This is a genomic window from Streptomyces sp. NPDC002835, from assembly GCF_053591995.1.
In genome coordinates this window covers 41925-65612 of sequence record NZ_JBSFUW010000041.1, presented here as the reverse complement: position 1 = coordinate 65612, position 23688 = coordinate 41925, and the positions used below count along the sequence as shown (strand labels likewise).

Annotated in this window: 19 protein-coding genes and 8 pseudogenes; 7 read left to right on the top strand and 20 right to left on the bottom strand. The window is 70.0% G+C overall.

Annotated elements, in window-relative coordinates; translation table 11 throughout:
• The 5 genes and pseudogenes from ACWD01_RS31485 to ACWD01_RS31465 form a co-directional block, all read right to left on the bottom strand.
• Nucleotides 1-841: pseudogene (locus ACWD01_RS31485) on the bottom strand (IS3 family transposase); the annotation flags it as partial.
• A 66-nt stretch (nucleotides 842-907) separates the two neighbouring features.
• Nucleotides 908-1102: pseudogene (locus tag ACWD01_RS31480) on the bottom strand (hypothetical protein); the annotation flags it as partial.
• Between the two features lie 60 nt (nucleotides 1103-1162).
• Entirely contained in the window at nucleotides 1163-1537 is a 375-nt protein-coding gene (locus ACWD01_RS31475; protein ID WP_451166592.1) for a PIN domain-containing protein, read from the bottom strand.
• Entirely contained in the window at nucleotides 1534-1788 is a 255-nt protein-coding gene (locus ACWD01_RS31470; protein ID WP_451166590.1) for a hypothetical protein, read from the bottom strand. The genes ACWD01_RS31475 and ACWD01_RS31470 overlap by 4 nt, the downstream gene beginning before the upstream one ends.
• Nucleotides 1789-2346: 558 nt before the next feature.
• Complete coding sequence (locus ACWD01_RS31465) at nucleotides 2347-2505, bottom strand: hypothetical protein (RefSeq protein ID WP_451166588.1); 159 nt, start codon at nucleotides 2503-2505, stop codon at nucleotides 2347-2349.
• A gap of 147 nt (nucleotides 2506-2652) precedes the next feature.
• Between ACWD01_RS31465 and ACWD01_RS31460 the strand changes: the two are divergent.
• Nucleotides 2653-2991, top strand: a pseudogene (locus ACWD01_RS31460) (transposase); the annotation flags it as partial.
• Nucleotides 2992-3063: 72 nt separating this feature from the next.
• Here ACWD01_RS31460 and ACWD01_RS31455 read toward each other — a convergent pair.
• From ACWD01_RS31455 to ACWD01_RS31445, 3 genes and pseudogenes are all read right to left on the bottom strand, one after another.
• A pseudogene (locus ACWD01_RS31455) lies at nucleotides 3064-3276 on the bottom strand (LD-carboxypeptidase); the annotation flags it as partial.
• A gap of 401 nt (nucleotides 3277-3677) precedes the next feature.
• Complete coding sequence (locus ACWD01_RS31450) at nucleotides 3678-4406, bottom strand: SDR family oxidoreductase (RefSeq protein WP_451166586.1); 729 nt, start codon at nucleotides 4404-4406, stop codon at nucleotides 3678-3680.
• A 98-nt stretch (nucleotides 4407-4504) separates the two neighbouring features.
• A pseudogene (locus tag ACWD01_RS31445) lies at nucleotides 4505-5163 on the bottom strand (nitroreductase).
• A 109-nt stretch (nucleotides 5164-5272) separates the two neighbouring features.
• On the opposite strand from ACWD01_RS31445, the pseudogene ACWD01_RS31440 reads away from it, so the two are divergent.
• A pseudogene (locus tag ACWD01_RS31440) lies at nucleotides 5273-5542 on the top strand (NAD(P)H-dependent oxidoreductase); the annotation flags it as partial.
• A gap of 416 nt (nucleotides 5543-5958) precedes the next feature.
• Here ACWD01_RS31440 and ACWD01_RS31435 read toward each other — a convergent pair.
• From ACWD01_RS31435 to ACWD01_RS31380, 12 genes and pseudogenes are all read right to left on the bottom strand, one after another.
• Nucleotides 5959-6444 (bottom strand): MarR family winged helix-turn-helix transcriptional regulator, encoded by a 486-nt coding sequence (locus tag ACWD01_RS31435; protein WP_451166585.1) that lies wholly within the window; start codon nucleotides 6442-6444, stop codon nucleotides 5959-5961.
• 322 nt (nucleotides 6445-6766) lie between these two features.
• A pseudogene (locus ACWD01_RS31430) lies at nucleotides 6767-7321 on the bottom strand (helix-turn-helix domain-containing protein); the annotation flags it as partial.
• Nucleotides 7322-7406: 85 nt separating this feature from the next.
• Complete coding sequence (locus ACWD01_RS31425) at nucleotides 7407-7955, bottom strand: GNAT family N-acetyltransferase (protein ID WP_451166583.1); 549 nt, start codon at nucleotides 7953-7955, stop codon at nucleotides 7407-7409.
• Between the two features lie 62 nt (nucleotides 7956-8017).
• On the bottom strand, nucleotides 8018-9298 hold the full coding sequence (locus ACWD01_RS31420) for a M6 family metalloprotease domain-containing protein (protein WP_451166581.1): 1281 nt from the start codon (nucleotides 9296-9298) through the stop codon (nucleotides 8018-8020).
• Nucleotides 9299-9362: 64 nt separating this feature from the next.
• Nucleotides 9363-10628, bottom strand: coding sequence for an alpha/beta fold hydrolase (locus ACWD01_RS31415; RefSeq protein ID WP_451166579.1), 1266 nt, complete (start codon nucleotides 10626-10628; stop codon nucleotides 9363-9365).
• 128 nt (nucleotides 10629-10756) lie between these two features.
• Entirely contained in the window at nucleotides 10757-11479 is a 723-nt protein-coding gene (locus ACWD01_RS31410; RefSeq protein WP_451166577.1) for a GntR family transcriptional regulator, read from the bottom strand.
• 45 nt (nucleotides 11480-11524) lie between these two features.
• Complete coding sequence (locus ACWD01_RS31405) at nucleotides 11525-12907, bottom strand: aldehyde dehydrogenase family protein (protein ID WP_451166575.1); 1383 nt, start codon at nucleotides 12905-12907, stop codon at nucleotides 11525-11527.
• Complete coding sequence (locus tag ACWD01_RS31400) at nucleotides 12904-13908, bottom strand: proline racemase family protein (protein ID WP_451166573.1); 1005 nt, start codon at nucleotides 13906-13908, stop codon at nucleotides 12904-12906. Before ACWD01_RS31400 ends, ACWD01_RS31405 begins: the two co-directional genes overlap by 4 nt.
• Before the next feature lie 29 nt (nucleotides 13909-13937).
• Complete coding sequence (locus tag ACWD01_RS31395; protein ID WP_451166571.1) at nucleotides 13938-14846, bottom strand: dihydrodipicolinate synthase family protein; 909 nt, start codon at nucleotides 14844-14846, stop codon at nucleotides 13938-13940.
• Between the two features lie 66 nt (nucleotides 14847-14912).
• The gene (locus tag ACWD01_RS31390) at nucleotides 14913-16364 is read right to left on the bottom strand and encodes an FAD-dependent oxidoreductase (RefSeq protein ID WP_451166569.1); all 1452 of its coding nucleotides are present in this window, start codon (nucleotides 16362-16364) and stop codon (nucleotides 14913-14915) included.
• Nucleotides 16345-16659, bottom strand: a complete 315-nt coding sequence (locus ACWD01_RS31385; RefSeq protein WP_451166567.1) for a (2Fe-2S)-binding protein — start codon at nucleotides 16657-16659, stop codon at nucleotides 16345-16347. Before ACWD01_RS31385 ends, ACWD01_RS31390 begins: the two co-directional genes overlap by 20 nt.
• A gap of 26 nt (nucleotides 16660-16685) precedes the next feature.
• Entirely contained in the window at nucleotides 16686-17840 is a 1155-nt protein-coding gene (locus ACWD01_RS31380) for an NAD(P)/FAD-dependent oxidoreductase (protein ID WP_451166566.1), read from the bottom strand.
• Nucleotides 17841-18009: 169 nt separating this feature from the next.
• Here ACWD01_RS31380 and ACWD01_RS31375 point away from each other — a divergent pair, with 169 nt between their 5' ends.
• The 5 genes and pseudogenes from ACWD01_RS31375 to ACWD01_RS31355 all read left to right on the top strand — a co-directional run bounded on the left by ACWD01_RS31375 (nucleotide 18010) and on the right by ACWD01_RS31355 (nucleotide 23651).
• Nucleotides 18010-19755, top strand: coding sequence for an ABC transporter substrate-binding protein (locus ACWD01_RS31375; protein WP_451166564.1), 1746 nt, complete (start codon nucleotides 18010-18012; stop codon nucleotides 19753-19755).
• A 14-nt stretch (nucleotides 19756-19769) separates the two neighbouring features.
• A complete protein-coding gene (locus ACWD01_RS31370; RefSeq protein WP_451166563.1) occupies nucleotides 19770-20693 on the top strand; it encodes an ABC transporter permease in 924 nt (307 codons plus the stop codon).
• Nucleotides 20690-21676 carry an ABC transporter permease gene (locus ACWD01_RS31365; protein WP_451166561.1) on the top strand — a complete coding sequence of 329 codons (987 nt, stop codon included), beginning with the start codon at nucleotides 20690-20692 and terminating at the stop codon, nucleotides 21674-21676. Before ACWD01_RS31370 ends, ACWD01_RS31365 begins: the two co-directional genes overlap by 4 nt.
• A pseudogene (locus tag ACWD01_RS31360) lies at nucleotides 21676-22593 on the top strand (ABC transporter ATP-binding protein); the annotation flags it as partial. The gene ACWD01_RS31365 and the pseudogene ACWD01_RS31360, both read left to right, overlap by 1 nt.
• Before the next feature lie 125 nt (nucleotides 22594-22718).
• Nucleotides 22719-23651 (top strand): ABC transporter ATP-binding protein, encoded by a 933-nt coding sequence (locus ACWD01_RS31355; RefSeq protein ID WP_451166559.1) that lies wholly within the window; start codon nucleotides 22719-22721, stop codon nucleotides 23649-23651.
• Nucleotides 23652-23688 lie beyond the last annotated feature (37 nt).

Sequence of the window (23688 nt, the reverse complement as noted above, 5' to 3'; positions counted from 1 at the left end):
GCCAGGGCGTCGATGACGAGGCCGGTGCGCATGTGATCCGCGATCGCCCATCCGGCCAGGCGGCGTGAGGCGAGGTCGATGACGGTGGCCAGGTACAGGAACTTCCCGCCGTCCAGCGGGAGACAGGTGATGTCGCCGACGTACTTCATATTCGGCTCACGCGCGGTGAAGTCGCGGCCGATGAGATCCGGGGCCTTCGCCGCGGCCGGGTCCGCGACCGTGCTGCGGTGCCTGCGGCGCAAGCGCACGCCCGCGAGACCGGCAGCCCGCATCAGCCGCGCGATCCGCTTGTGGTTGACGCGCTCACCGTCCTCGCGGAGCTCGGCCGTGATCCTGGGAACGCCGTAGGTGCCGTCCGACTCGTGGTGCGCGGCTCGTATCCGGGCAGCGAGGCGGGCGTCGGCCGCCTGCCGGGCGGCCCGATCCGCGGCCGTCCGACGCCAGTAATAGAAGCTGGAGCGGGCGACGCCCACGATGGTGCACAGCCGCTTCACGCCGTAACGGCCCTGATGGTCGGCGACGAACTGGAAGCGGTTCACCAGCGCGTCTCCCCGGCGAAATACTTCGCCGCCTTCCGCAGGATCTCGCGCTCTTCCTCCAGCTCACGGACCTTCTTCCGCAGAGCGGCGTTCTCCGCCTCCAACGGCGTCGGCGGCTCCGCCGACACCTCCGCCCGGCGCCCCCGCGGCCGGCTCGCACCGGCCGCCCGGACCCAGTTCCGCAGGGTCTCGGGGTTGATCCCCAGATCGGCAGCGACCTGCCGGATCGTCGCCTCGGGCCGCGACTCATACAGCGCGACCGCGTCCGCCTTGAACTGCGGCGGATAGTTCTTCATGACCACGAGATGTCCGTTCTCAGATCCTCAGGATCCAGTGTCTCGTGTGTCCAGGATCAAGGGTCAAGGCCCCATCTTGCGGTGCATGTTGATCCGCGCCTTGGAGATGACCGCCGCCCGGATGTCCGGCCGCCAGGTGGGCCGGTCCAGGGCGGGTCCAGGACCGGCCTGGGAGCCACGCCAGCCGCCGCCCCTCGGGCGTTCGCGGAGCTTGCCGATGCCGCCCTTGACCGTTGCCAGCACGATCGCCATCTCGGGGTCGGCCTGCAGCGGTCAGCGGAACTGGCCGCGCAGAACTCCCCTGCTTCGCTGGTTCGGCGCGTCGGGTCATGTCGGGTTCAGCGGAGTGATGCCGGTGCCCGCGTACAGCTCGGGTTCCAGCGACAGGACCGTGAGCGGCTCTCCCGCCTTCACCGCGTGCCAGGCGATCGCCGCCGCGTGAGCCACCGGCCAGTCCACGCTTCTCCAGTCCATCGCGTCCAGGGCGTGCGCGGCGGTGAACGGGACGTTCTCCGCGAACCGCAGGGACGCTGCGTGCTTGCCTGCGCCGGCGACCTGTCGCTCGGCAGCGAGGACGGAGAGCGAGGGGATGATGACACGGCCGGTGCCGCGCGAAGCCTCTACGTAGAGGCCGGTGAAGAACGGGTCCGCACGGTACAGGGCGGCCAGGGCGGTGTGGTCCAGGACGGCCGTCAGGTTCATGCGGCGGTGCCACCCTGGTGGGCGCGGATCTTCGCCCAGGCGCTCTGGCCAACCTGCTGGACCTGCTCGTCGTACTCGATACCGAGTTCCCGGGCGGCCTCGACAGCACGCTGCTCGCGCTCGGCTTCCGTGAGCTCGCGGGCGGCGAGCTCTTCCAGCAACTCGGTGATGGTGGTGCCGCGCTCGTCGGCGAGGATGCGCAGCCGGTTGCGCACTTCCTCGCTGGTCTTGATGCTCGTCGGCTTGTTCATGCCGCTAATTCTACCGCCGGTAGAACATCGGGGGTAGCGCCGCCAGATCGACCGTGGCCCCCCTGGGCCCGGGCGGCGCCATGGATCGCGGTCAGAGCGCGGGGCGAGTCCGGGAGCCGGTACGCTTGCGCCCGGCTGAGCCGTCCGCGTTGCAGAACGACGCCCCAGTCGTTGTAGCCGAGCGGCGCCCAGACCGCGCTGAGTGCGCGTCCCGGACCCCCGGGGGCACCGCCACGGAGCCCCCGGACGTCGTCCATCGCCCCGCGCAGCCCGGCCGTCGCCTTCCGAGCATGCACGGTCGTCAGCGGCGGCCACGCCGGTTCGGTGACGTCACCCTGGTCCTGGTCGGGCTCGCATCGTCCCCCGGACCGGCGGGCCCCACCAGGACCAGGGTGTACGGCATCAGGGGCGCGAGCTCTGGCGACGATCATGTTCTCGGTACGGGCCTTGTGCAGCGCCGTGACCAGCAGGTCCGGCGGGCTTCTCTATGCGTCGGCCGCCGACTACTTGTTTGCACGCCCTCTGCTGGCTGGCCATTCGCGCTCTGTTGCTGGTCCGTCAGGTGCGGCAGGACAGCGGGGCGTAGTACCGCTGCACCTGCTTGCCGTCGTTGTCGGGGGTGCGCAGGACGGGCATGTCGGTGAGTGGGTCGATGAAGAAGGTCTCCGCCTTCTTGCCCTGGGCGAGGATGGCGTGGGCGGCGGTCGGGTCGCACATCGTCAGCCGGTGGGTCCACCGGTCGCTGATCGTGCCCGACTGGACGGGGATCTCGGTGGTGCCCCTGAAGGGCAGCAGGTCTAGCTCGCGGCTGGCGGCGACCTCAAGCGCGGCGACGGCGTCCGGGCGGGAGTGCAGGGCGTCGCCGCCCGCGACGTGTTCTGGCGCCTGCGCCTCACCCAGCCGCAGATCACCCAGGTCTGGGCCGACCGCGGCTACGCTGGCGAACTCGTGGACTGGGCCCGCGAACACCCTCTGGCTCACCCTGCGCATCGTCTCCCGGCCCAAAAGTGTCAAGGGCTTCGTCGCCCTGCACTGCCGCTGGAAAGTCGAGCGCACGATCGGCTGGTGCATGAACGCTCGCCGCAACGCACGCGACTACGAACCCCTTCTCCAGCACTCCGAAGCACACCTGAACTGGGGACTCACACCATGATGACCCGGCGCCTGACCCGCAAAAGCCCCCGCACCGGCTGGACGAAACAGCGCACCGGAAGCGGGGAGCCGTTCTGTTGATCCGACCCACCTCGGTCAGGGCTGGGCGGCCGGTCTGATGCGTCAGTCCAAGGTCTGTGTCAGTTCACTCCGGCTCGGTGTGTGGACGATACGGCCGTAACCTCCGTTGACGATCGGCATGTAGGGCGGCACGTGGCCGCACTCGATGTCGGCGATGATCGGCACGTTGAGGGAACCCAGTGCGTCGAGGACGGTCTCGTGCTGACTGAGGGAACGGTTGTCGGGTGCGCTGGTCCGGCCGACGAGAATCGCGCGTCGGTGGCACGTTGCGGCATCCATGAAGTGATCGATCTTTTTTGGTCCGCGAAGGGGACCTCGCCATCGATCCCAGCCGGGCGGCGGCGGGCACGGTCACCAACCAAGAGGCGGGGATGTCTCGTACGTCATCTGGACCGCGCTCTCGTGCCAGTAGGAGTGGTTGAGCAGGCGCGGGGCGCTGTTGAGACGCAACTGCCCAACCTGTCGGCTATCCCTCGACCCGCGACTCGACCTGCTCAACCGTCAACGCAGTCACCGAGTGAATCCAGTGGTAGATGCGGTGGCCGACCGAAGCGACGTGTGCCACCCCTGGCCGCCGTGGCGAGTTCTTGCCATCGTCCACGACGGCCGGGGCTTGTTGCTCTGTGGTCAGCGCGCCCGGGAGGGCGCGGGCGGGGTCAGGAGAGCCAGTCGGTGTAACGGGTGGGGGCGAGGTGCGCGTCCTTGTCGGTGAGGACGTCGCCGTTGACGACAGCGAACATGCCAGCGGTGGGGTCGGTGACGACGGTACGGCTGTCGCCCTTGCGGGACAGTGTGATCCGGCCCAGCTCGTCCAGGCTGAAGATCTCGGGACCGGCGATGTTGCGGATGCCGTTCAGCGGGGCGCCCGCGGCGACCTCTGCCACCGCGTTGGCCACGTCCTTGGAGGCGATCGGCTGGATCGGCGTGGCGGGCAACCGGACGGTGTCGCCGTCGGAGGTCCAGGACAGGACGGCGTCCATGAACTCCATGAACTGCGTCGCCCGGACGATCGAGTAGGGGATCGGCCCGTCCGTGAGGATGTTCTCCTGGAGCGTCTTGGCGCGGTAGTAGTCCAGCTCCGGGACCTGGTCCGTGCCGATGATCGAGAGGATGACGAAGTGGCGGACGCCGCCCTTGTGGGCTGCGGCCAGAAGGTTGTCCATCGAGGTCCGGAAGAAGGCCGGGGAGGCTTCGTCGAAGGTCGGGGAGTTCGTGAGGTTGATGACGACGTCGGCTCCCGCCACCGCCTCGTCCAGTCCCTGGCCGGTGATGACGTCGACTCCGGTGGACTGCGAGTGCGGTACTGCCTCGTGCCCGGTGGCGTTCAGATCCTTGACGACTTGCGACCCGATCAGTCCGGTACCGCCGATGACTGCGAACTTCATGACATGCCTTTCGTCGGAGGAATATGCGCAATTCTGCGCAGAGACAATTATTTGGGCCTGGCAGGAAACGGCGGCCGCATCGGCTGAGGGCGGGCGTGTCAGCAGTCGTTGACGAACGTGACCGTCTCGTCGAGCGGTGCCCGGCCCGTACGGGCGTGGTCCACCGCGACGTCCTCGAACCCGATCGACATGCCGCAGAAGAGAATGAGCTCGGCCGGGGGTGACAGGACCTCCGCGACGCTCCTGTGAAACTTCGCCTGGGGGCAGCTGTGCAGCCCTTCGGCGGGCAGCAGCAGCATGACGATCTGCAGATACATGCCGGCATCGGCCCACTGGGGTGCGCCCATGCCGCGGTCGATGTGGCAGAACAAGGCCGCGGGCGGCCGAAGCAGTCCCAGTTCGCGGAAGCGGCCCGCTGACGCGCTTCCAGGTCCTCGCGCGGAATACCGAGTGAACCGTAGCGCTGCGCGCCGAAAGCGGACCGGCGCTCGCGGTAGGGGGGACTTCAACATAGGCGGGTACTGCTCGCACTCCGGCTCGTCCCGCGGGTCGCCCGCGGCCAGGCGCTCGCCGGCGCGCTTCTTGCCTCGGCCAGCGCCCCGCCGGTCAATACGTAGGCGTGCCACGGCTGCATGTTCGATCCGGACGGCGACCAGGCCGCGGCGCACAGGACACGCTCCAGCGCACCCCTCGAGACCTGCCGGTCGGTGAATGCGCGCACCGCCCGTCGGCTCGTGACCGCCTCGTAGACGTCCATGATCGCCTGCCTCCCCATCTACTCACCACTTCCGTTACGGCCGAGATGGTATCACTCGATACCGTATCGCGTTTGACTATCGCTGAGTACGTAGTCCCCCGCCCTCGGCATCTCCGCCGCGGGCACAGCATTTTGGAGACAGCCCAAGGCCACGCTGCTGCACATCGACTCGTCCGTGTTCCCCGGCGAGGCGTCCTCGTCCCGTTCGGTCACGGCCGCCTGCCGCAAGGTCTGGGAGGAGCAGCACCCGGAGGGCACGGTGGCCTACCGCGACCTCGCCGCCGACCCCGTCCCGCACATCACCGCCGCCGCCTGGTCCGCCGGTTACGCCGCTCCGTCCGAGCGCACCCCGGCGCAGTCCGCCGCGTTCGCCGCGCGTGCGCCAAGGAACTTGCGGAGCGCCTCGCCGCGTAACCGCCGCGCCGTGGACGCCATCTGACGCCTGGCCCAGGACGTCACACGGCGCCCTCGCCGCCGCGCCCTCCGTCGGCGAGGGCACTGGCGCTCTGCCTCCTGGGGCTGGTCGCCGGCTCCGGGAGCGGCGGGGTGTGCGGCCTGCCGACGGGCCGCGCATCGACACGACGGTGATGCGTACGGGGCGGAGAACACGTGGTCGGCCAGGCATGCGGCGCGGTAGCCGTGCGGGCAACTCGGTCCGCATCGACGACGGAGCCCTGACCGCCGCGCGGCCAGGGCTGGCGCGTGGTGACGATGGCCGCATCGCTCAAGGCCGGGTTTGTCGGCAGGCCGCATGCGACGAAGCGCGCCCAGGCGCAAATCGGTGCGCGGGCGCGCTTACGCCTCGTTGTCTGCGGGATAGGCGAACCGGGTCAGCAGATCCGTCAGCCTATCGGGCTCGCCGGGCCCCAGTGCGGCAACGAGACGCTCGGCCAGCGGCTCCGCCGCCACGTGGGCTGCATCGAAAAGTTCGAGCCCCTGAGGCGTGATCTCCACCGCCCGCACCCGCCGGTCCCCCGGAACGGTCTTGCGAACGGCCAGCCCCATGCGCTCCAGGTCGTCCACGACCCGCATGATTCCCGCCTTGTCCGACCCCGTCGCCGTCGCCAGGTCCCGTTGTACCGTGGGCCCGTGGTTGACCAGCTCGATCAGCACCGCGAAATGCCGCAACTCGATGCCGAGTGGCCGAAGAGCCTCGCCCATCACCGCGGCCGCGCGCCAGTGCGCCCGGCGCAGCAGCAGGCCGAGAGCGAAAGGCGATTCATCACCAGGGCGGTCGGTCGCGCGCGAGACGGTGGTTCGGTCAGGAACGTCGGCGGACATGGGGCCATACTACAACCATCCACTTATTCGATACGGTATCGTTTGAAACTAAATGCGGCTGCGTCCGCTGCAGCCGCCGCCATGGGGGCTTCGGGTCGGGGAAGCGCGGGCTGAGGACCCTTCTTGCGCACCGGCCGCCGGTCGGCCAACCCGGCCGGGGAAGCTGCGATCGCCTTCATTCCAGCGGAACCCGCGCACCGGCGGTACATCCTCGAACCGGACACTCCACCCGGCGTCCAGCGCCACCCGACGGCGCCGTACGCCATCGAAGAAGTCCAGGTCAAGGTGCGCCGACCAGGAGATCGCCGTGCGCGTGTACCGGTTCCGCCACTGTCTCCCCGGGTAGCCGACCAATCGCGTAGAGATGCTCGACCCGGGCCTTCTTGGCCGCGTAGTCCGGGTCGCGTGAGGTCTTCCAGGTCTTTATGCGTTGAAAGGAGACGCCCTCCTCGCGGAGCAGGTTGCGCAGGCCCTCGTGGCTGATGTCGTCGACCACCCCCTCGGCGACCAGGAAGTCGGCCAGCTTGGCCAGGCTCCAGGTCGAGAACGGCAGGCCGTGCTCGGCCGGCTTGGACTTGGCGATCTTCTTGATCTCCCGGCGTTCCGGGAGGGTGAAGGTTCTGGGCCGGCCCCCTTTGTACTTGGGGTAGAGCGCGTCGAAGCCGTCGGTGTTGAAGTTGTGGATCACGTCCCGGACGCGGTCCGGGCTGGTGAATGTCACCTCGGCGATCTTCGCCACGGGCATGCCCTGCGCGGACAGCAGCACCATCTGGGCCCGCCGCCAGGTCACCACCGACCCGGTGCCTCTGCGGATGATCCTCAGCAACCGCCTGCCCTCGTCGTCCTCGATCTCGCGGACGCGTACTCGTTCTGCCACCCGCACAGCCTGGCTACACCGCGCCGCCCGGACCAGCATGCAAACGGCGCGTCATGTCACAACAGCGGTATCGGCGCCGGCGTCGCTATGCGTTGGGGTCACGCAGGCCGACTGCGTCATGCCGCCAGAACGGCTCTGCATAGACCAGCGTCCCCGTCATCCATGGCTCGTACTTCGGGAGTTTGATGGCCTGGAAGGCACCGTCCGGGATACGCAGGGATGGCTTTCGGAAGCCCAGGTCGCCACCGGGCACAAAGCCGAAACGCGAGTAATAGCCCGGATCGCCCTCCAGGAAGACGAGGGGAACAGCCCGCTCGGCGAGGATCCCCAGTCCGTGTCGGACCAGGGCCGAGCCGATACCGCGCTTATGGAGCTCAGGCATCACGGCCAACGGACTGAGGACTTGGACTTCAACCAGCCGCCGAGGGGCATCAAGGAGACTGCGGGTGAACATGACATGGCCGACGACCTGCCCGTCGCGCTCGGCGACCAGCGAGAGACCGTCCTCGGGCGCGATGGTGTCCCGCAGGGTATCGATCAGTTCGGCCACGACAAGGCCATGGTCGCCGAACGCCCGCAGGTGAACATCCCGCACGGCCGGTCTGTCGCTCGGCAGTTCTTCGCGAAGATCCATGCCTGGAGGGTAAAGATCCCCCGGGCGGCTTGCACACGGTTTGGAACCGGAAGGACACGCGGTCAGGGACCGCCCAGTTGCACACCGGACCAGCATCCGAACGGAGCGTCTCGCTCAGACGGGGCAAGGTTCGCTGGTGCGGCACTATAGGACATGCGGAGCCGCACCACATCCCCCGCTCTTCCGCCCGCGAGAACGTCGATACGGACGCCGCCGTCCGGGTCCGTGAAGGTCTGGCCGGGTGTGTACGCCGCCAGGTCAAGTCCGGTGCAGCCGGTGCGCGGTGTCGCGGACCGGCTGCCGTTCATGACCCGGACCGGGCCCTCGCCGGTAGGGGTCGCGGAGTCGACCTTGTAGATGAGGACGCCGGCCGAGCACGCGTGCCGGTCGTTGCCCTCGGCCCGGCGGGACTCCGCTATGTACGCCGTCGTCTCGCTGATGCGCAGTACGGCGATCTTGGTTCCGCCGGGCCGTTCCACCGGGGTCAGGCGTACGGTGCGCCGTCCGGGAGAGGCCAGGCAGGCGACCTGGCCGTCGCGGGTCCAGCCCAGCTTCCAGGAGTGCCAGCCCAGGTACTGGGGAGCGTGGCCGGCGATGTTGCCCATGACGTCCCAGCCGCCGACGTACTGATGGGTGGCGCCGGTGAAGGAGTACAGGTCCGGGAGGCCGAAGGTGTGGCCTGTCTCGTGGGCGACGACCTTGTGGCCCCAGCGCCAGAGGTCCTGTCCGAAGGTCACGGCCCACTTCAGGCGGGTGCCGTCGGCGGTCACGCCGGACGAGGCGGGGTCGTGGAGATAGGTCGGGGAGAAGGGGATCGCGGACGCCGCCCTGGTGGGGACGACGTAGACCATGTCGTAGCGGGAGAAGTCCGCATGCGGGTCGGCGGCCGTGATCGCGTCGCGTACGTACTTCTCGTGGGTCTCGAAGGTGAGGCCGCGTTCGAAGCCGTACGAGTCCGAATCCGCCGGCATGCGGATCCAGCGGTGCAGGGAGGTGAGGGCGAGTCGGGAGCGGCCGTAGCTGGCTGTGCGCATCCAGGCGGCGGCCGGGGCGAGCTGAGCGGCGTACGCGCCCGTGGAGTCGGTGGCCTGGGCGTCGGGGAAGTCCACGAACAGCGTCAGTACGCGCCGTGTTCCTGTGGCGGGCTGGAACTGGACCCGATCGGTGTCGTGGCCTTCGTCGGTCCACCCGGTCCTGCCGGGGAGCGCGCAATCGGAGGCGGGAGCGGCTGACTGGGACGCAGAGGATGGGGCGGCCGCGGTCGCCGTGGCGGGGGCGGTCAGGCACGAGGCGAGGGCGAGAGTCGCGGTGACGGAACGCAGACAGATCGGCAGGACAGACATGGGACTCCTGTCGGAGGCGGGCGATGACTGACGGGGCAAAGGCGGCGAAGCGAGGGTGGGCGGGTCAGGCGCGGCCCGCGGCCAGATCCATCAGGCGGGCGAGTACGTGGCCGCCGGAGGTGGTGACGCCGTCGTGCTCCCACTCGTTGGTGACCCAGACACGGGCGGCGCCGACGTCACGCGCCGTGCGCAGGGAGAGGTCCGCGTCGACGTACATGTCGTCGTGGTAGACGACCGCGGCGAGGGGGACCTGGTTGGCGGCCAGGCGGCGAGGGTCGTAGAGCGGGCGCCAGTCGCTTCGCTGGGCCAGGAGGTCCGCGGCGCCCGCGAAGGGGCGCAGGCCCTTGATCTTCTGGAACATCCAGGGGTAGATCATCTCCCCGGTGAGCAGGAGAGGGTCCGCGTCCTCGGCGAATTCGGGGAAGGCGGCGAGTGCCCGGGAGGCCGCCCAGCCGGTCGGACCGGCCCCTTGCCCGTACAGGGTCTCCTGCATGACGGCGAACAGCGGGTTGTCGGTGAAGCCGGACAGGGCCTCCACCTGGTGGAGGAAGGTGTCCGTCAGCTCGCCGTCCGAGTCCATGGATTCGTCGAGCAGCCAGTGAAGGCGCTCGAAGCCGTCACCCATGCCGAGAGCGAGTCCGAGGGTGCGCAGGCGGCAGGGCGTGAGGCGGTCCCCGCCCGGCAGCCGGGTGTCGTCGGCCGCGAGGAGGTCGGCGATCTTGCGGAGTCGAGGGGCGTCGTCCGGGTAGCGGGCGTAGAAGTCGAGGACCCGCTCCCGTACCCGGGGGTACGTGCGGGCGTACACGTCATCGGCGGTCGCGGTGAGACCGGGGAGGCCGCCGGTGACGTAGCAGGCTCGCAGACCTTCCGGGGCCTGGGAGAGGTAGGTGAGGGTGATGAAGCCGCCGTAGCTCTGGCCGAGCGTCTCCCAGGGCTCGCCGCCGCACAGTTGGCGGCGTATCAGTTCCGCGTCGGCCACGATGGCGTCGGCACGGAAGCGGGCCAGATGCGCGGCCAGGCGGGCCGGGGAGTCGAACCGGGAGGCCGTGCGGGCGGTGATCGGCGTGGAGCGGCCGGTGCCGCGCTGGTCGAGAAGCAACACCCGGTGGGTCTTCAGCGCCTGGGGCAGCCACCCCGGCGAACCCGCCGAAGGCCGTGGGCTCTTGCCACCGGGGCCGCCCTGGAGAAAGAGCAGCCACGGGAGTTGTTCACCGGTACGGGCCCGGTCGGCGACCTCGCGTGCGAACACCTGGATCGTCGGGCCGGCGGGAAGGGAGTGGTCCAGCGGGACGGTGAAGACGTGATCGGTGGTTGCGTACGCCGGGTTCATAGGTCCCCTTTCACAGCACACGGGCATCGAGTGATGTGTGACATTGCATAACCAGCGTGAATCAGTGGCCTCGTTCCGAGGAGCTCTCACTCGGGCATAGCAACGCGTTATGGGCCGCCTGTGCCGCCTCAGGCCGAGCGCTTCCCCGTGTCTCGAGTCGATCGCTCGGTCCCGGCCGAGGCAGAGCTGTCGCTGCCGGCCCACAGGGAGCGGACATGTCCCAGGTGCCTGGCCATGCACTTCTCGGCCTTCTTCGCGTCGCCCGCGAGCATCAGGTCGAGGAGTTCCAGGTGCTCCTCGGCCGAGGGGATGAGATCGCCGCGCTCGTTCAGGGCGGTGAGTCCGTACAGGCGGGAACGCTTGCGCAGGTCGCCGACGGTCTCGACAAGGCGCTCGTTGCCGGAGAACGCGAGGAGCGACAGATGGAACTGCCGGTCGGATTCCAGATAGCCGATCAGGTCGTGGTCGCGGGCGGCCCGGACGATCTCCTCCGCGACCGGGCGCAGCGCCTCCAGTTCCTCGCGCGTGGCGCTGTGGGTGACCCGGCCAACCGTCGGGATCTCGATCAGGGCACGGATCTCCGTGTACTGGTCGAGGTCGCGCTCGCTGACCTCGGTGACCCTGAAGCCCTTGTTCCGTACGGGCTCGACCAGGCCCTCACGGGCCAGGTCGAGCATCGCCTCGCGCACGGGGGTTGCGGAGATACCGAAGTCCTCTGCGAGCGTGGGCGCCGAATACACCATGCCCGGACGCAGCTCACCGGAGATCAATGCCGCCCGCAGGGCGTGGCTCACCTGGTCCCGCAGCCGCTCCCGGCCAGCGTTGAGATCGGTCTGCTTCAGGTGGCCCATGGAGGTCGTGATCCCTTCGGTACGGTATGCACCTACCGTACAATGTCACGTTGCTTTGGTAGGTGACAGGGTGTAAGTCCGGCTGGAGGTGTAGAACTCCGACGCCGCCCGGCCCTGTTCGCGGAGCCCGTGGCTGGATGCCTTGGCGCCTCCGAACGGCAGGTGGAAGTCGACGCCGGTGGACGGTGCGTTGATCCTGATCATTCCGGTGTCGAGCCGGTCGAGTCCGCTCAGGGCCGTGTTCAGATCGGCGGTGTGGACCGAGGTGACCAGGCCGTGCGGCACGGAGTTGGAGAGCCGCACCGCGTGGGCCACGTCCTCGGCGGGCAGCAGGGCCGCTACGGGCCCGAACACCTCTTCGCGCAGCAGGCGGTGCCCCAGGGGGACCTTCTCGACCAGGGTCGGGGCCGCGAACCAGCCGGGCCCGTCCGGCACGGTGCCGCCGGCCAGCGCACACAGGCCGTGCCAGGCGTCGCAGACCTGGTCGCGGGCTTGCTGGTCGATGAGCGGCCCACTCACGGTCGCCGCATCGGCCGGGTCGCCGACCGGAACTGCCCGCAGCTCTTCGGAGAGCGCCTCACGCAGAGGGTCCAGGGCCTCGGCCACCGCGATGACGCGGCTGGTGGCGGTGCACTTCTGCCCTGCGTACCCGGCGATCGCCGCGGCAATGTGGGCCGCGGCCCGCTCGATGTCGGCGTCCGGGAGGACGATCGCCGCGTTCAGGCCGCCCATCTCGGCCTGCACCGGAATGCCCCGGGCCGTGGCGGCGCGTGCGACGGCCCGGCCCACGGCGGTCGAGCCGGTGAAGGAGACGACATCGGCGGAGGAGACGAGCGCGTTGCCCTCCGTCGCCCCACCGGGCAGGACGGTGAAGACCCCGGCCGGCAGGGCCCGCTGGACGATCTCGGCCAGGCGCTCGGCGCAGGCGGTGGCCTCGGGGGCGGGCTTGAGGACGACCGCGTTCCCGGTCGCGAGTGCCGGGGCGGCCTTCCAGCTCGGGATGGCGAAGGGGAAGTTCCAGGGTGTGATCAGTCCGGCCACGCCGTGCGGCCGGCGGCGGGTGAGCAGCAGGCCGGGGCCCACGGCGGTCTCGTGGACAGCGCCGACGGGCTCGTACGGGGCCTGGGAGTAGTAGCGCCAGATCGCGGCCGTGCGCGCGACCTCGGCACGTGCTTCGGTGAGCGGCTTGCCCACCTCCCGGACGGCGAGAGCGGTCAGCTCGGCCCCCGCGGCGTCGATGGCGTCGGCGACGGCCCCGAGGGCCGCCGAGCGGGCGGCCGCACCGCCGAGCAGCCACCCCGGCTGGGCGGCGCGCGCCCGTTCCACGGAGTCGACCGCCGCGAAGGCGCCGGGCGCCGGAATCTGAAGCAGGACGTCGGACGGATCGGCCGGATTGCGAGAGATGATGAGGGACTCGGTGGCGGTCACAGGAGGAAACCTCCGGGGAAGGGGTCGTCCGGGTCGAGGAAGTACTGGGCGGTGCCGGTGATCCAGGCGCGTCCGCTGACGGTCGGCACGACGGCGGGCACCCCGCCGACCGTGGTCTTCTCGATCAGGCGGCCGGTGAAGCGCGTTCCGATGAAGGACTCGTTGACGAAGTCGCGGCCCAAGGGCAGTTGCCCACGGGCGTACAACTGGGCCATTCGGGCCGAGGTGCCCGTACCGCACGGGGAACGGTCGAACCAGCCGGGATGGATGGCCATGGCATGCCGGGAGTGGCGGGCGCCGGAACCGGGGGCCGCGAGGTAGACATGCTTGACTCCGGCGATCTCCGGCCGCTCCGGGTGCACGGGCCGCTGCGGCGAGGCGTTGATCGCCTCCATGATCCCGAGCCCGGCGGACAGCAGCTCGTCCTTGCGGGCGCGGTCGAACGGCAGCCCCAGCGCCTCCAGTTCGACGAAGGCGTAGAAGTTCCCGCCGAACGCCAGGTCGTAGGTGACCGTGCCGTGGCCGGGCACAGTGATCTTGCTGTCCAGAGCGGCGCAGAACGCCGGGACGTTGGTGAACGTGACCGACCTGGCCGCACCGTCCTCCACTCGTACGTCGACGGTGACGAGTCCCGCCGGAGTGTCGAGCCGGACGGTGGTGACCGGTTCGACCACGGGCACCATGCCCGTCTCGACGAGGACGGTGGCGACGCCGATCGTGCCGTGCCCGCACATCGGGAGCAGCCCGGAGACTTCGATGTAGAGGACTCCGTAGTCGGCGTCGGGGCGGGTGGGCGGCTGGAGGATGGCGCCGCTCATGGCGGCATGACCCCTCGGCTCGTACATCAGGAGCGTCCGGAGATCGTCCATGTGCTCGATGAAGTGCAGCCGCCGCTCGGCCATGGTGGCGCCGGGGATGACCCTGACACCACCGGTGATCACACGCGTGGGCATGCCCTCGGTGTGCGAGTCGACTGCGTGGAAAACGTGGCGCGTACGCACGGGCTTCCTTCCGTCAGTGGGCGGTGTGGTCACCGGTAGCCGTCGGCGACGGCCTTCTCGGTGGCGTCGCGCACGCCCTCTTCGATCTCCCCGGTGAGCGGGAAGCGCGGCGGGCGGGTGGGGCCGCCCAGCCGGCCCACGATGTCCATGGACAGCTTGATGGACTGGACGAACTCCGTCTTGGAGTCCCAGCGCAGCAGGGAGTGCAAGGACTTGTAGAGCGGGAGGGCGGTGGCCAGGTCGCCGGCGACGGCGGCGTGGTAGAGCTCGGAGCAGATGGCGGGGAAGGCGTTGGGGTATCCGGCGATCCAGCCGACGGCACCGGCGACGGCGAGTTCGAGCAGAACGTCGTCGGCGCCGATCAGCACATCCAGTTCGGGGGCGAGTTCGGCGAGCTCGTAGGCCCTGCGGACGTCGCCGGTGAACTCCTTCACGGCGACGACGCTGCCGTCCTGGTACAGCCGGGCCAGCACGTTGGGGGTGAGGTCGACCTTGGTGTCGATGGGGTTGTTGTACGCGACGACCGGGACCCCGGCGCGGGCGACCTCGGCGTAGTGGGCGTGTACGGCGGTCTCGTCGGCACGGTAGGCGTTCGGCGGCAGCAGGAGCACCGAGCCGCAGCCCGCCTCGGCAGCCTGTTCCGCCCAGCGCCGCGCTTCACCGCTGCCGTAGGCGGCGACGCCCGGCATGACGCGCGCCCCGTCGCCCGCCGCCTCGACGGCGGTCCGCACCACGCGGGCCCGCTCCTCGTCGGTGAGGGTCTGGTACTCGCCGAGCGAGCCGTTGGGCACGACGCCGTCGCAGCCGTTGTCGAGCAGCCAGCGGACGTGGGCGGCGTAGGCGTCGAAGTCGACGGACAGGTCGTCCCGCAGGGGCAGGGTGGTGGCGACCATGATGCCGCGCCAGGGGCGGGTGCTGTTCCAGGTGGGGGCGTTCATGTCAGACACCTCTCTATGGAATGTGACATTTTATTATTGGGCGGGGTGCCCACGAGGGAACCCCGGTCAGGCGTCGCGCCGAGGCACGACAGGGTCGTCGAGCGCGGCCAGTGCCGCGAGGGGAACGGGGACTGCGAAGGGGCGGCGTTCGGGTGGGGGTTCGGCGACCTCGCCCCGGGCCGCGAGGCAGGCGACCGCCGGACCGCACATACGCCCCTGGCACCAGCCCATGCCGGCTCGGGTGAGCAGCTTGACGGTGCGTGCGTCACGTGCACCGAGGTCCTCGATGGCTTCATCGATCCGCCCGGCGGTGACCTCCTCGCAACGGCACACATCGGTGTCGTCCGTCAGCCAGCGTGACCACCCCGGGCCGGGCGCATGAGCGGCGGCCATCGCGTCGGCGAAGGTGCGCATCCGGTCCCTGCGGCGCTGGAGTTCCCGGACCCGGCCGCCATGGGCAGGGCGTCCCAGCACGCGGGCGGCGACGGCCATCCCCGCCAGCTCTCCTTCCGTGCGGGCCAGCGCCGCCCCTCCCACTCCCCCGGTCTCGCCGGCCGCCCACAGACCGAGCACCGAGCTCTCCTGGAGGCCGTCCAGAGCCAGGGCACTGGTGCCGTCGGGCAGGGAGCGAGTGGCGCAGCCGAGCGCCGTGGCCAGTTCGATCTGGGGGACGAGACCATGCCCGGCGGCCAGCGCGTCGCACTCGATCCGGCGTCCCGTCCCCCGTACGGGACGCCAGTCCGGGTCGAGACGGGTGACGGTGACCGCCTCCACCCGGTCGGTGCCGTGCACCTCGGTGACCGCGCTGCGCAGTCGCACCCGCACCCGGTGCCGCAGCAACCCGGCGCCGTGGACCAGCGCCTCGACCGCCTTGTGCGGATTGGTGACGAGCGCCCGGGGATGCCGGGCGTACCGCAGATAGCCGGACGCCTCGACGACGGCCGGCACCCTCGCGCCGGCGGCTGCCAACGAGGAGGCGACCGCGAGCAGCAAGGGGCCGCTTCCCGCCACGACGATCCGCCGGCCCGGCAGCACCAGGCCGGACTTGAGCATGGCCTGCGCTCCGCCGGCGGCCACGACACCGGGCAGGGTCCAGCCGGGAAACGGCAGCTGGCGTTCGTACGCCCCGGTGGCGAGCAGCACCGCGCGGGCCCGCACGCGCACCGGCCGCTCTTCACCTCCGTCGACTCCGGTGACGGCGTGCACGGCCCACATGCCGGTGGCCTCGTCGTCCTTCGTCACGCTCCACACGTGATGTCCGTGAAGATGGCTGACATCGCTCTGCGCCAGCCGTCGGCGCAGGTCGGCGTAGGCGGACCAGTCGTGGTGCAGGGCCTCGGGCCGCACAGCTCCCATGGCAGGTGCGGGATGGCGGTAGAACTGCCCTCCTGTGTGCGCGGAGGCGTCCAGCAGAGCTACGGACAGGCCGAGTTCACTGGCCGTGACGGCTCCGGTCAGTCCGGCGGACCCGGCTCCGAGGACCGCCAGGTCGTACGGCTCAGACTCCGAGGTGGTCATGGCCGTGTCCCTCCTGTGTGGTGATCACGTCGCCGGGTCGCGCGGGCACCAGGCAGGCCCTGCGGTTGGGCTGTGCGTTGATGGTGGCCAGGCAGTCGAAGCACTGGCCGATGCCGCAGAACACGCCCCGCGGGCGGCCTGCACCGCGGGTGGTGCGCCAGGCCAGGATCCCGGCTCCCCACAGTGCGGCGGCTACCGACTGCCCGGGCCGGGCGGTGATGCGGCGGCCGTCGAAAGTGATCTCGAACGGCGGATCGGGCTGCGCCCCGACCAGCTCGGCGGGGGTACGGGCCACGGGCCCCTCCTCTCATGACGAACGTCTCAGGCGGCAGAAGAGAAGCGTTCCGGCCTGAACGGGCTGATGTCGAGCGGCGGTGCACCATCGGTGAGGCACCTGGCGACGATCAGACCCGTCACCGGCGCCAGTCCGATTCCCGCCCCCTCATGGCCGCACGCGTGCAGCAGGCCGGGGACGCGCGGGTCGGGACCGATAGCGGGCAGGTGATCCGGGAGATACGGGCGGAAACCGGCGTACGTACGCATCGCACGCACCCCGGCGAGCACCGGGAAAATCACCGTGGCCCCGGCCGCGAGGCGCCGCAGCGCTTCCGCCGACAGCATCCGGTCGAAGCCGACCCGCTCACGGCTGGCGCCGATCAGGACCGGTCCCGCCGGTGTGCCCTCGACCACCGCCGAGGTCTGCAGCGCGGCGGCCCCGCTCGCCACGTCCGCCACATAGTCGGCCGCGTACACCTTGTGGCGCACGACCCGCGGCAGCGGCTCGGTGACGAGGACGAATCCCCGGCGGGGCCGCACGGGAAGGTCCACACCCGCGAGGCGGGCGAATTCGCCGCCCCAGGCACCGGCAGCGTTCACCACGTAGGGGGCGTGGATCTCCCCTGTGGTCGTACGTACTCCGCGCACCTCGCGGCTGGCGCCGAGGAGCAGTCCGATGACCTCCTCCCCCAGCCTCAGGCGCACCCGGTCGCCGCAGGCGCGCAGCAGGTGCGCGGCGGCGAGTGCGGGCATGACCTGGGCGTCCTCGGGGTAGTGGAAGCCGCCCGCCAGGCCGGGGGCGAGGTGGGGCTCCCGGTCGTGGAGCCCGCCACCGGAGATCTCCTCGGCGGTGACGCCCGCCTTCCGCTGCCGCGCCGCGAACTGCCCCAGTGCGGCCATCCCGGCCTCGTCCGAGGCGACGACGAGACCGCCTTTGGGTTCGTACTCGATCTGCGGCGGCAGCAACCTCGCCAGTTTGGTCCACAACCGGGTGGACAGCAAGGCGAGTTCCAGTTCCGGACCCGGCTCCTTGTCGGAGACGAGGAGGTTGCCCTCGCCGGCCCCTGTGGTGCCGCCCGCGACAAAACCGCGGTCGATCACGGTGACACGGAGACCGGCGCCGGCGGCGTGGTAGGCACAGGCCGCGCCGACCACACCGGCACCGACGACGATGACGTCCGAAGAGTTTCTCGTGAGCACAGCAGTAATATTTCACATTGCACTCACGTTCGCCAGACCACAGCGCCAAGCTCGGACACGGGTGGATAACGAGCCTGCCGATACCTTGCCAGTACAATTTCACATTACTATGTTACAGGGCACACTCCAGCCTCCCTCGGCTGTCCAACTGCTTCCGGAGCGACCACTCATGGACAAGCGCACCTGTACCGCTCTCGCCGCCGCGCTGGTGGCGACCCTCATCCTCGGCGCAGCCGGCTGCTCCGGCGGGCCGGAGGCGAGCGGCGCCCGCAACGGCAAGAACCCGGCAACGACCAACAACGGCCAAGTGGTTGGCGGGACCCCGAAGAAGGGCGGCACCCTCACCGTCCTCTCCAACCAGGACTTCACCCACCTCGACCCGGCCCGCAACTGGGTGATGGGCGACATGGACTTCGGCACCCGGTTGCTCTACCGCACCCTTGTCACGTACAAGGCGGAACCGGGCGCCAAGGGCGGGGAGCTGGTCCCCGACCTCGCCGAGGATCTCGGCGTCTCGTCCAACGGAGCCAAGACGTGGACCTTCAGGCTCAAGAAGGGCCTGAAGTACGAGGACGGCTCGCCGATCAACGCCCAGGACATCAAGTACAACGTGGAGCGGTCCTTCTCCCCCGACCTGCCCGGCGGCCCCGACTACGCAGCCCGCTACCTCGCCGGCGCCGAGGGCTACCAGGGCCCGGCCCAGGGCAAGCATCTCAACTCCGTCAAGACCCCCGACAAGCACACGATCGTCTTCGAACTGCGCAAGCCCTTCGCGGAGTTCCCCTACGCCACCGTGCTGCCCACCTTCGCCCCCGTGCCCCAGGCCAAGGACGCGGGCCCCCAGTACGACAACCGCCCCTTCTCGTCGGGGCCGTACAAGATCGAGTCGTACAGCCGCGACAAGCAGCTCGTGCTGGTCCGCAACACCCACTGGGACCCGGCCACCGACACCGTGCGCAAGGCGTATCCAGACAAGATGGTCGTGGTGATGGGCCTCAAGGCGAACCAGATCGACGACCGACTCATCGCAGGCCAGGGCCCGGACGCCGCCGCCGTGTCCTGGGGCAAGCTGCGCCCCGAGAGCACCCCCAAGGTGCTGACCAAGGACGAGGTCAGAAAGCGGCTGCTTGCCGAGTCCTCCAACTGCACCGAGATGGTGCAGATGAACACCGGCCGTGCACCGTTCGACAACGTCAAGGTGCGTCAGGCCGTGCAGTACGCCCTGGACCGCGAGGGCATCATGACCGCCTCCGGCGGGCCGGCGCTCAACGACGTGGCCACCGCCTACATGCCGGGCCCGCTCTTCGGCGGCGACCAGCCCGACACCCTGAAGATCCCCGTGACCGGTGACGTGGAGAAGGCCAAGCAGCTACTGAAGGAGGCGGGCAAGCCGGACGGGTTCTCCACCAGCATCACCGTCTCCAACGGCGACAAGGGCGTCGGCGAGGCGATCCAGCAGTCGCTCGGCCGGGCCGGGATCAAGGTCACCATCGAGACCGTCGACCCGTCCGCCTTCTACGACACCATCGGCGACACCAAGAGCCGTACCGACCTGGTCTACACCGGCTGGTGCCCCGACTACCCGTCCGGCTCCACCTTCCTGCCCTTCGTCTTCGACGGCCGCTACATCAAGGAGAAGGGCAACTCCGGCAACCACTCGCTCTTCCGCGACCCGGCGACCATGCAGCGGATGGACGAGATCACCGCCATGACCGACGCCCGGCAGGCGGGCAAGGCGTGGCGCGAACTGGACGGCCAGATCCTCGCCAAGGCCCCGGCGGCACCCGCCGTCATCGAGCGCATGCCCCTGCTCGTCGGCACCAACGTCGCGGGCGCCTTCGGCCACACGTCCTTCGGCGGCCAGCTCGACTACGCCACGGTCGGCCTCAAGAACCCCTCAAAGAGCAGCAACTGAAGGAACGTCACCTCATGGCTTCCACCGCTTCCGTTCCGGTGGGGAGCAGCCCCTGGCAGCTCGCCCGCGCGGAACTGCGCCGTCGCCCCTCCGTGAAGGTCTCCCTCGTCGTGGTCGCGCTCTTCGCGGTCATGGCCGTGGCCGCCCCCCTGCTCAGCTCGCTGGGCGGCTGGGGACCCGAGGAGTTCGACAAGTCGGCCATCGACCCCTATCTGGGCGGCCAGCCCATCGGCCCACTCGGTGGCGTCTCGGCCGAGCACTGGCTCGGCGTCGAACCCGTCACGGGCCGGGACCTGTTCGCCCGGGTCGTGCACGGCGCCCGGATCTCCCTGCTCATCGCCTTCGCCGCCACCGCGATCGTCGTCGTCGCCGGGACCTTGGCCGGGATCGCGGCCGGGTACTTCGGCGGCCGCACCGACGCCGTGCTCTCCCGGCTGATGGACCTCACCATGTCCTTCCCGTCGCTCATCTTCATGATCGCGATGATGTCCGTGGCCAGGGACGTCAACCGGGTGGTCCTGATGACCTCCGTGATCGGCCTGTTCGGCTGGCCGGGCATCGCCCGCGTCGTCCGCGGCCAGACCCTCTCGCTGCGGCATCGCGAGTACGTGGATGCCGCGCGCGTCGCCGGATCGGGGCCCTGGCGGATCATCAGCAGGTCCATCCTCCCGGGCGTCGCCGGGCCCGTCATCGCGTACACCACCCTGATCATCCCCGGGATGATCGCCACCGAGGCAGCGCTGAGCTACCTGGGCGTCGGCGTCCGTCCGCCCACCCCCTCGTGGGGGCAGATGATCGCCGAGAGCGTCGCCTTCTACGACACGGATCCCATGTACTTCGTCATCCCGAGCCTCTGCCTGTTCCTCACCGTGCTCGCGTTCACCCTGCTCGGGGACGCGCTGCGCGATGTCCTCGACCCGAGGGGCAGCCGCACGTGATCGTCTACCTCGGCCGCCGGATCGTCGCCGTCGTCGGCGTCCTGATCGCCATCGCGGCCGTCACCTTCACCATCTTCTACGTCCTCCCCTCCGACCCGGCCGCCGCGGCCTGCGGCAAGTCATGCAGCGCCGAGCGGCTGGAGGCGATCCGCGCCCACATGGGACTGGACCAGCCGCTGTGGCGGCAGTTCGCGGACTTCGTCACCGGCATCTTCACGGGCCGCACCATGGGCAGCGGTCAGTACGCGCTGCACTGCGACTTCCCGTGCCTGGGCTACTCGTACGAGAACAGCCAAGGCGTGTGGGACCTGCTGATGGACCGGCTCCCGGTCTCCGCCTCACTCGCCCTGGGCGCCGCGGTGATCTGGCTGCTGCTCGGCCTGAGCGCGGGAGTCACCGCCGCCCTGCGCAAGGACACCCTCACCGACCGGGCCCTGATGGTCGGCGCGGTCGCCGCCGCCTCGATGCCCGTCTACTTCACCTCCGTGATCCTCATCTACGGGCTGATCCGGACGGCCGGCCTCCTCCCCTACCCGCAGTACGTAGAGCTCACCTCCGACCCCCTCCGCTGGGCCTCGAACCTGCTGCTGCCCTGGCTGGCCCTGGCCATCCTGTACGCGGCCATGTACGCGCGGCAGAGCCGCAGCTCGATGATCGAGACGATGGCGGAGCCGTACATCCGCACCGCCCGCGCCAAGGGCCTGCCACGTCACACGGTGGTCGTCAAGCACGGGCTGCGGGCGGGCATGACGCCGATCCTCACCCTCTTCGGGATGGACCTGGGCGGCCTGCTCGCGGGCGCGGTGATCACCGAGTCCATCTTCGGGATCCCCGGCATCGGGCGACTCTTCTACGGAGCGCTGTCGACGGGCGACCAGCCGGTCATCCTCGGCGTCACGCTGCTCGCCGCCACCTTCATCGTCGTCGCCAACCTGGCCGTCGACCTGCTCTACGCCGTTGTCGACCCCCGAGTGAGGTACTGATGGGCGCCCCCGAACCCGTGCTCTCCGTACGGGATTTGAAGGTCACTTTCGCCACCACTCGCGGTCCGGTGCGGGCCGTGGACGGCCTCGGCTTCGAGGTGCGGCACGGAGAGACCCTCGGCATCGTCGGCGAGTCCGGTTCCGGCAAGTCCGTCACCTCCCTGGCGGTGATGGGCCTGCACACCGGCGCCTCGGTCACGGGCTCCATCACCCTGGACGGCCGGGAGCTGACCGGTCTGCCGGAGCGCGAGCTGAACCGGTTGCGCGGTCGCAAGATGGCGATGATCTTCCAAGACCCGCTCTCCAGCCTCCATCCGTACTACACCGTGGGCGAACAGATAGCCGAGCACCACCGCGTGCACTTCGGCAGCGGCAGAAGGGCCGCCCGTGAGCGGGCTGTGGAGGCACTGGCCGAGGTCGGCATCCCCGAGCCGAGACGCCGGGCTCGGGAGTACCCGCACCAGTTCTCCGGCGGCATGCGCCAGCGCGTGATGATCGCGATGGCCCTGTCCTGCGAACCCGAGCTGCTGATCGCGGACGAGCCGACCACCGCCCTGGACGTCACCGTGCAGGCGCAGATCCTGGAGCTCATCGCACGGCTCCAGCAGGATCGAGGTCTGGCCGTCATCATGATCACGCACGATCTGGGCGTGGTCGCCCGCGTCGCCCACGAGGTCCTGGTGATGTACGGGGGCAGGGCTGTCGAAAGGGCCGACGTGGACACCCTGTTCACGGCACCGGACCATCCCTACACCCGCGGCCTGCTCGACTCCCTCCCCCGCCTCGACGACAGCGACGACGAACCGCTGCGAGCGATCCCCGGCACCCCGCCGTCCCTCCTCACCCCGGCTCCCGGCTGCGCGTTCGCGCCCCGCTGCCCCAGGCTCGCCCGCACCTCCGCCGAGGAGCGCTCCCGCTGCGAGACGGTGCTGCCGCTCCTCGTCGGCCCGGCCGGGCATCCGGCCGCCTGCCACTTCCCCGCGTACGAAGGCATCGCCTCATGACTCCCGCTGAACCCCTGTTGTCTGTACAGAACTTGACGATGACGTTCCCCGGACGGCGGCGATCCTCCCCGGTCCGGGCCGTCGACGGCATCACCTTCCACGTGGCGGCGGGCGAAACGCTGGGGCTGGTCGGAGAGTCCGGCTGTGGCAAGTCCACCACCGGCCGCATGATTGTCCGGCTCCTGGAACCCACCACCGGTTCTGTCACCTACGACGGACGCGACATCAGTCACCTGTCACAGCGGGAACTGAAGCCGCTCCGCAAGGACCTGCAGATGGTCTTCCAGGACCCGCACTCCTCCCTCGACCCCCGCCAGACGGTGGCGCGGATCATCTCCGACCCGCTACTCGTACAGGGCGGTCCGGCGGCGGACGCCCGCACGCGCGCCGCTGAGCTGATGGAACTGGTGGGGCTCATCCCCGAGCACATCGACCGCTATCCCCACGAGTTCTCCGGCGGTCAGGCCCAGCGCATCGGCATCGCCCGCGCACTGGCCACCGGCCCCCGGCTGATCGTCGCCGACGAGCCGGTCTCCGCCCTCGACGTCTCCGTCCAGGCCCAGATCGTCAACCTGATGGAGCGGCTCCAGGACGAACTCGGCCTGACCTACCTCTTCATCGCCCACGACCTGTCGGTCGTCAAGCGGGTGTGCGACCGGGTCGCCGTGATGTACCTGGGCCGGATCGTCGAGATCGGCCCGAAGGACCAGGTCTACGCCGCCCCGGCCCACCCGTACACGCGCGCGCTGCTGTCCGCCGTACCGCTGCCCGACCCGGCCGCCGAACGGTCCCGAGAGCGGATCACCCTGCTCGGGGACCCGCCCAGCCCGGCCTCGCCCCCGCCCGGCTGCACCTTCCATCCGCGCTGCCCCAAGGCCCAGGAGATCTGCCGTACTGAGGCACCGTTACTGGGGAACAGGGCGCCGGGCGCGGCGCGGCAGGTGGCCTGCCACTTCCCCGAAGCGGCCTGAACTGGTGCCCGACCTGCAGAGCACGGCTGTGCCCCGA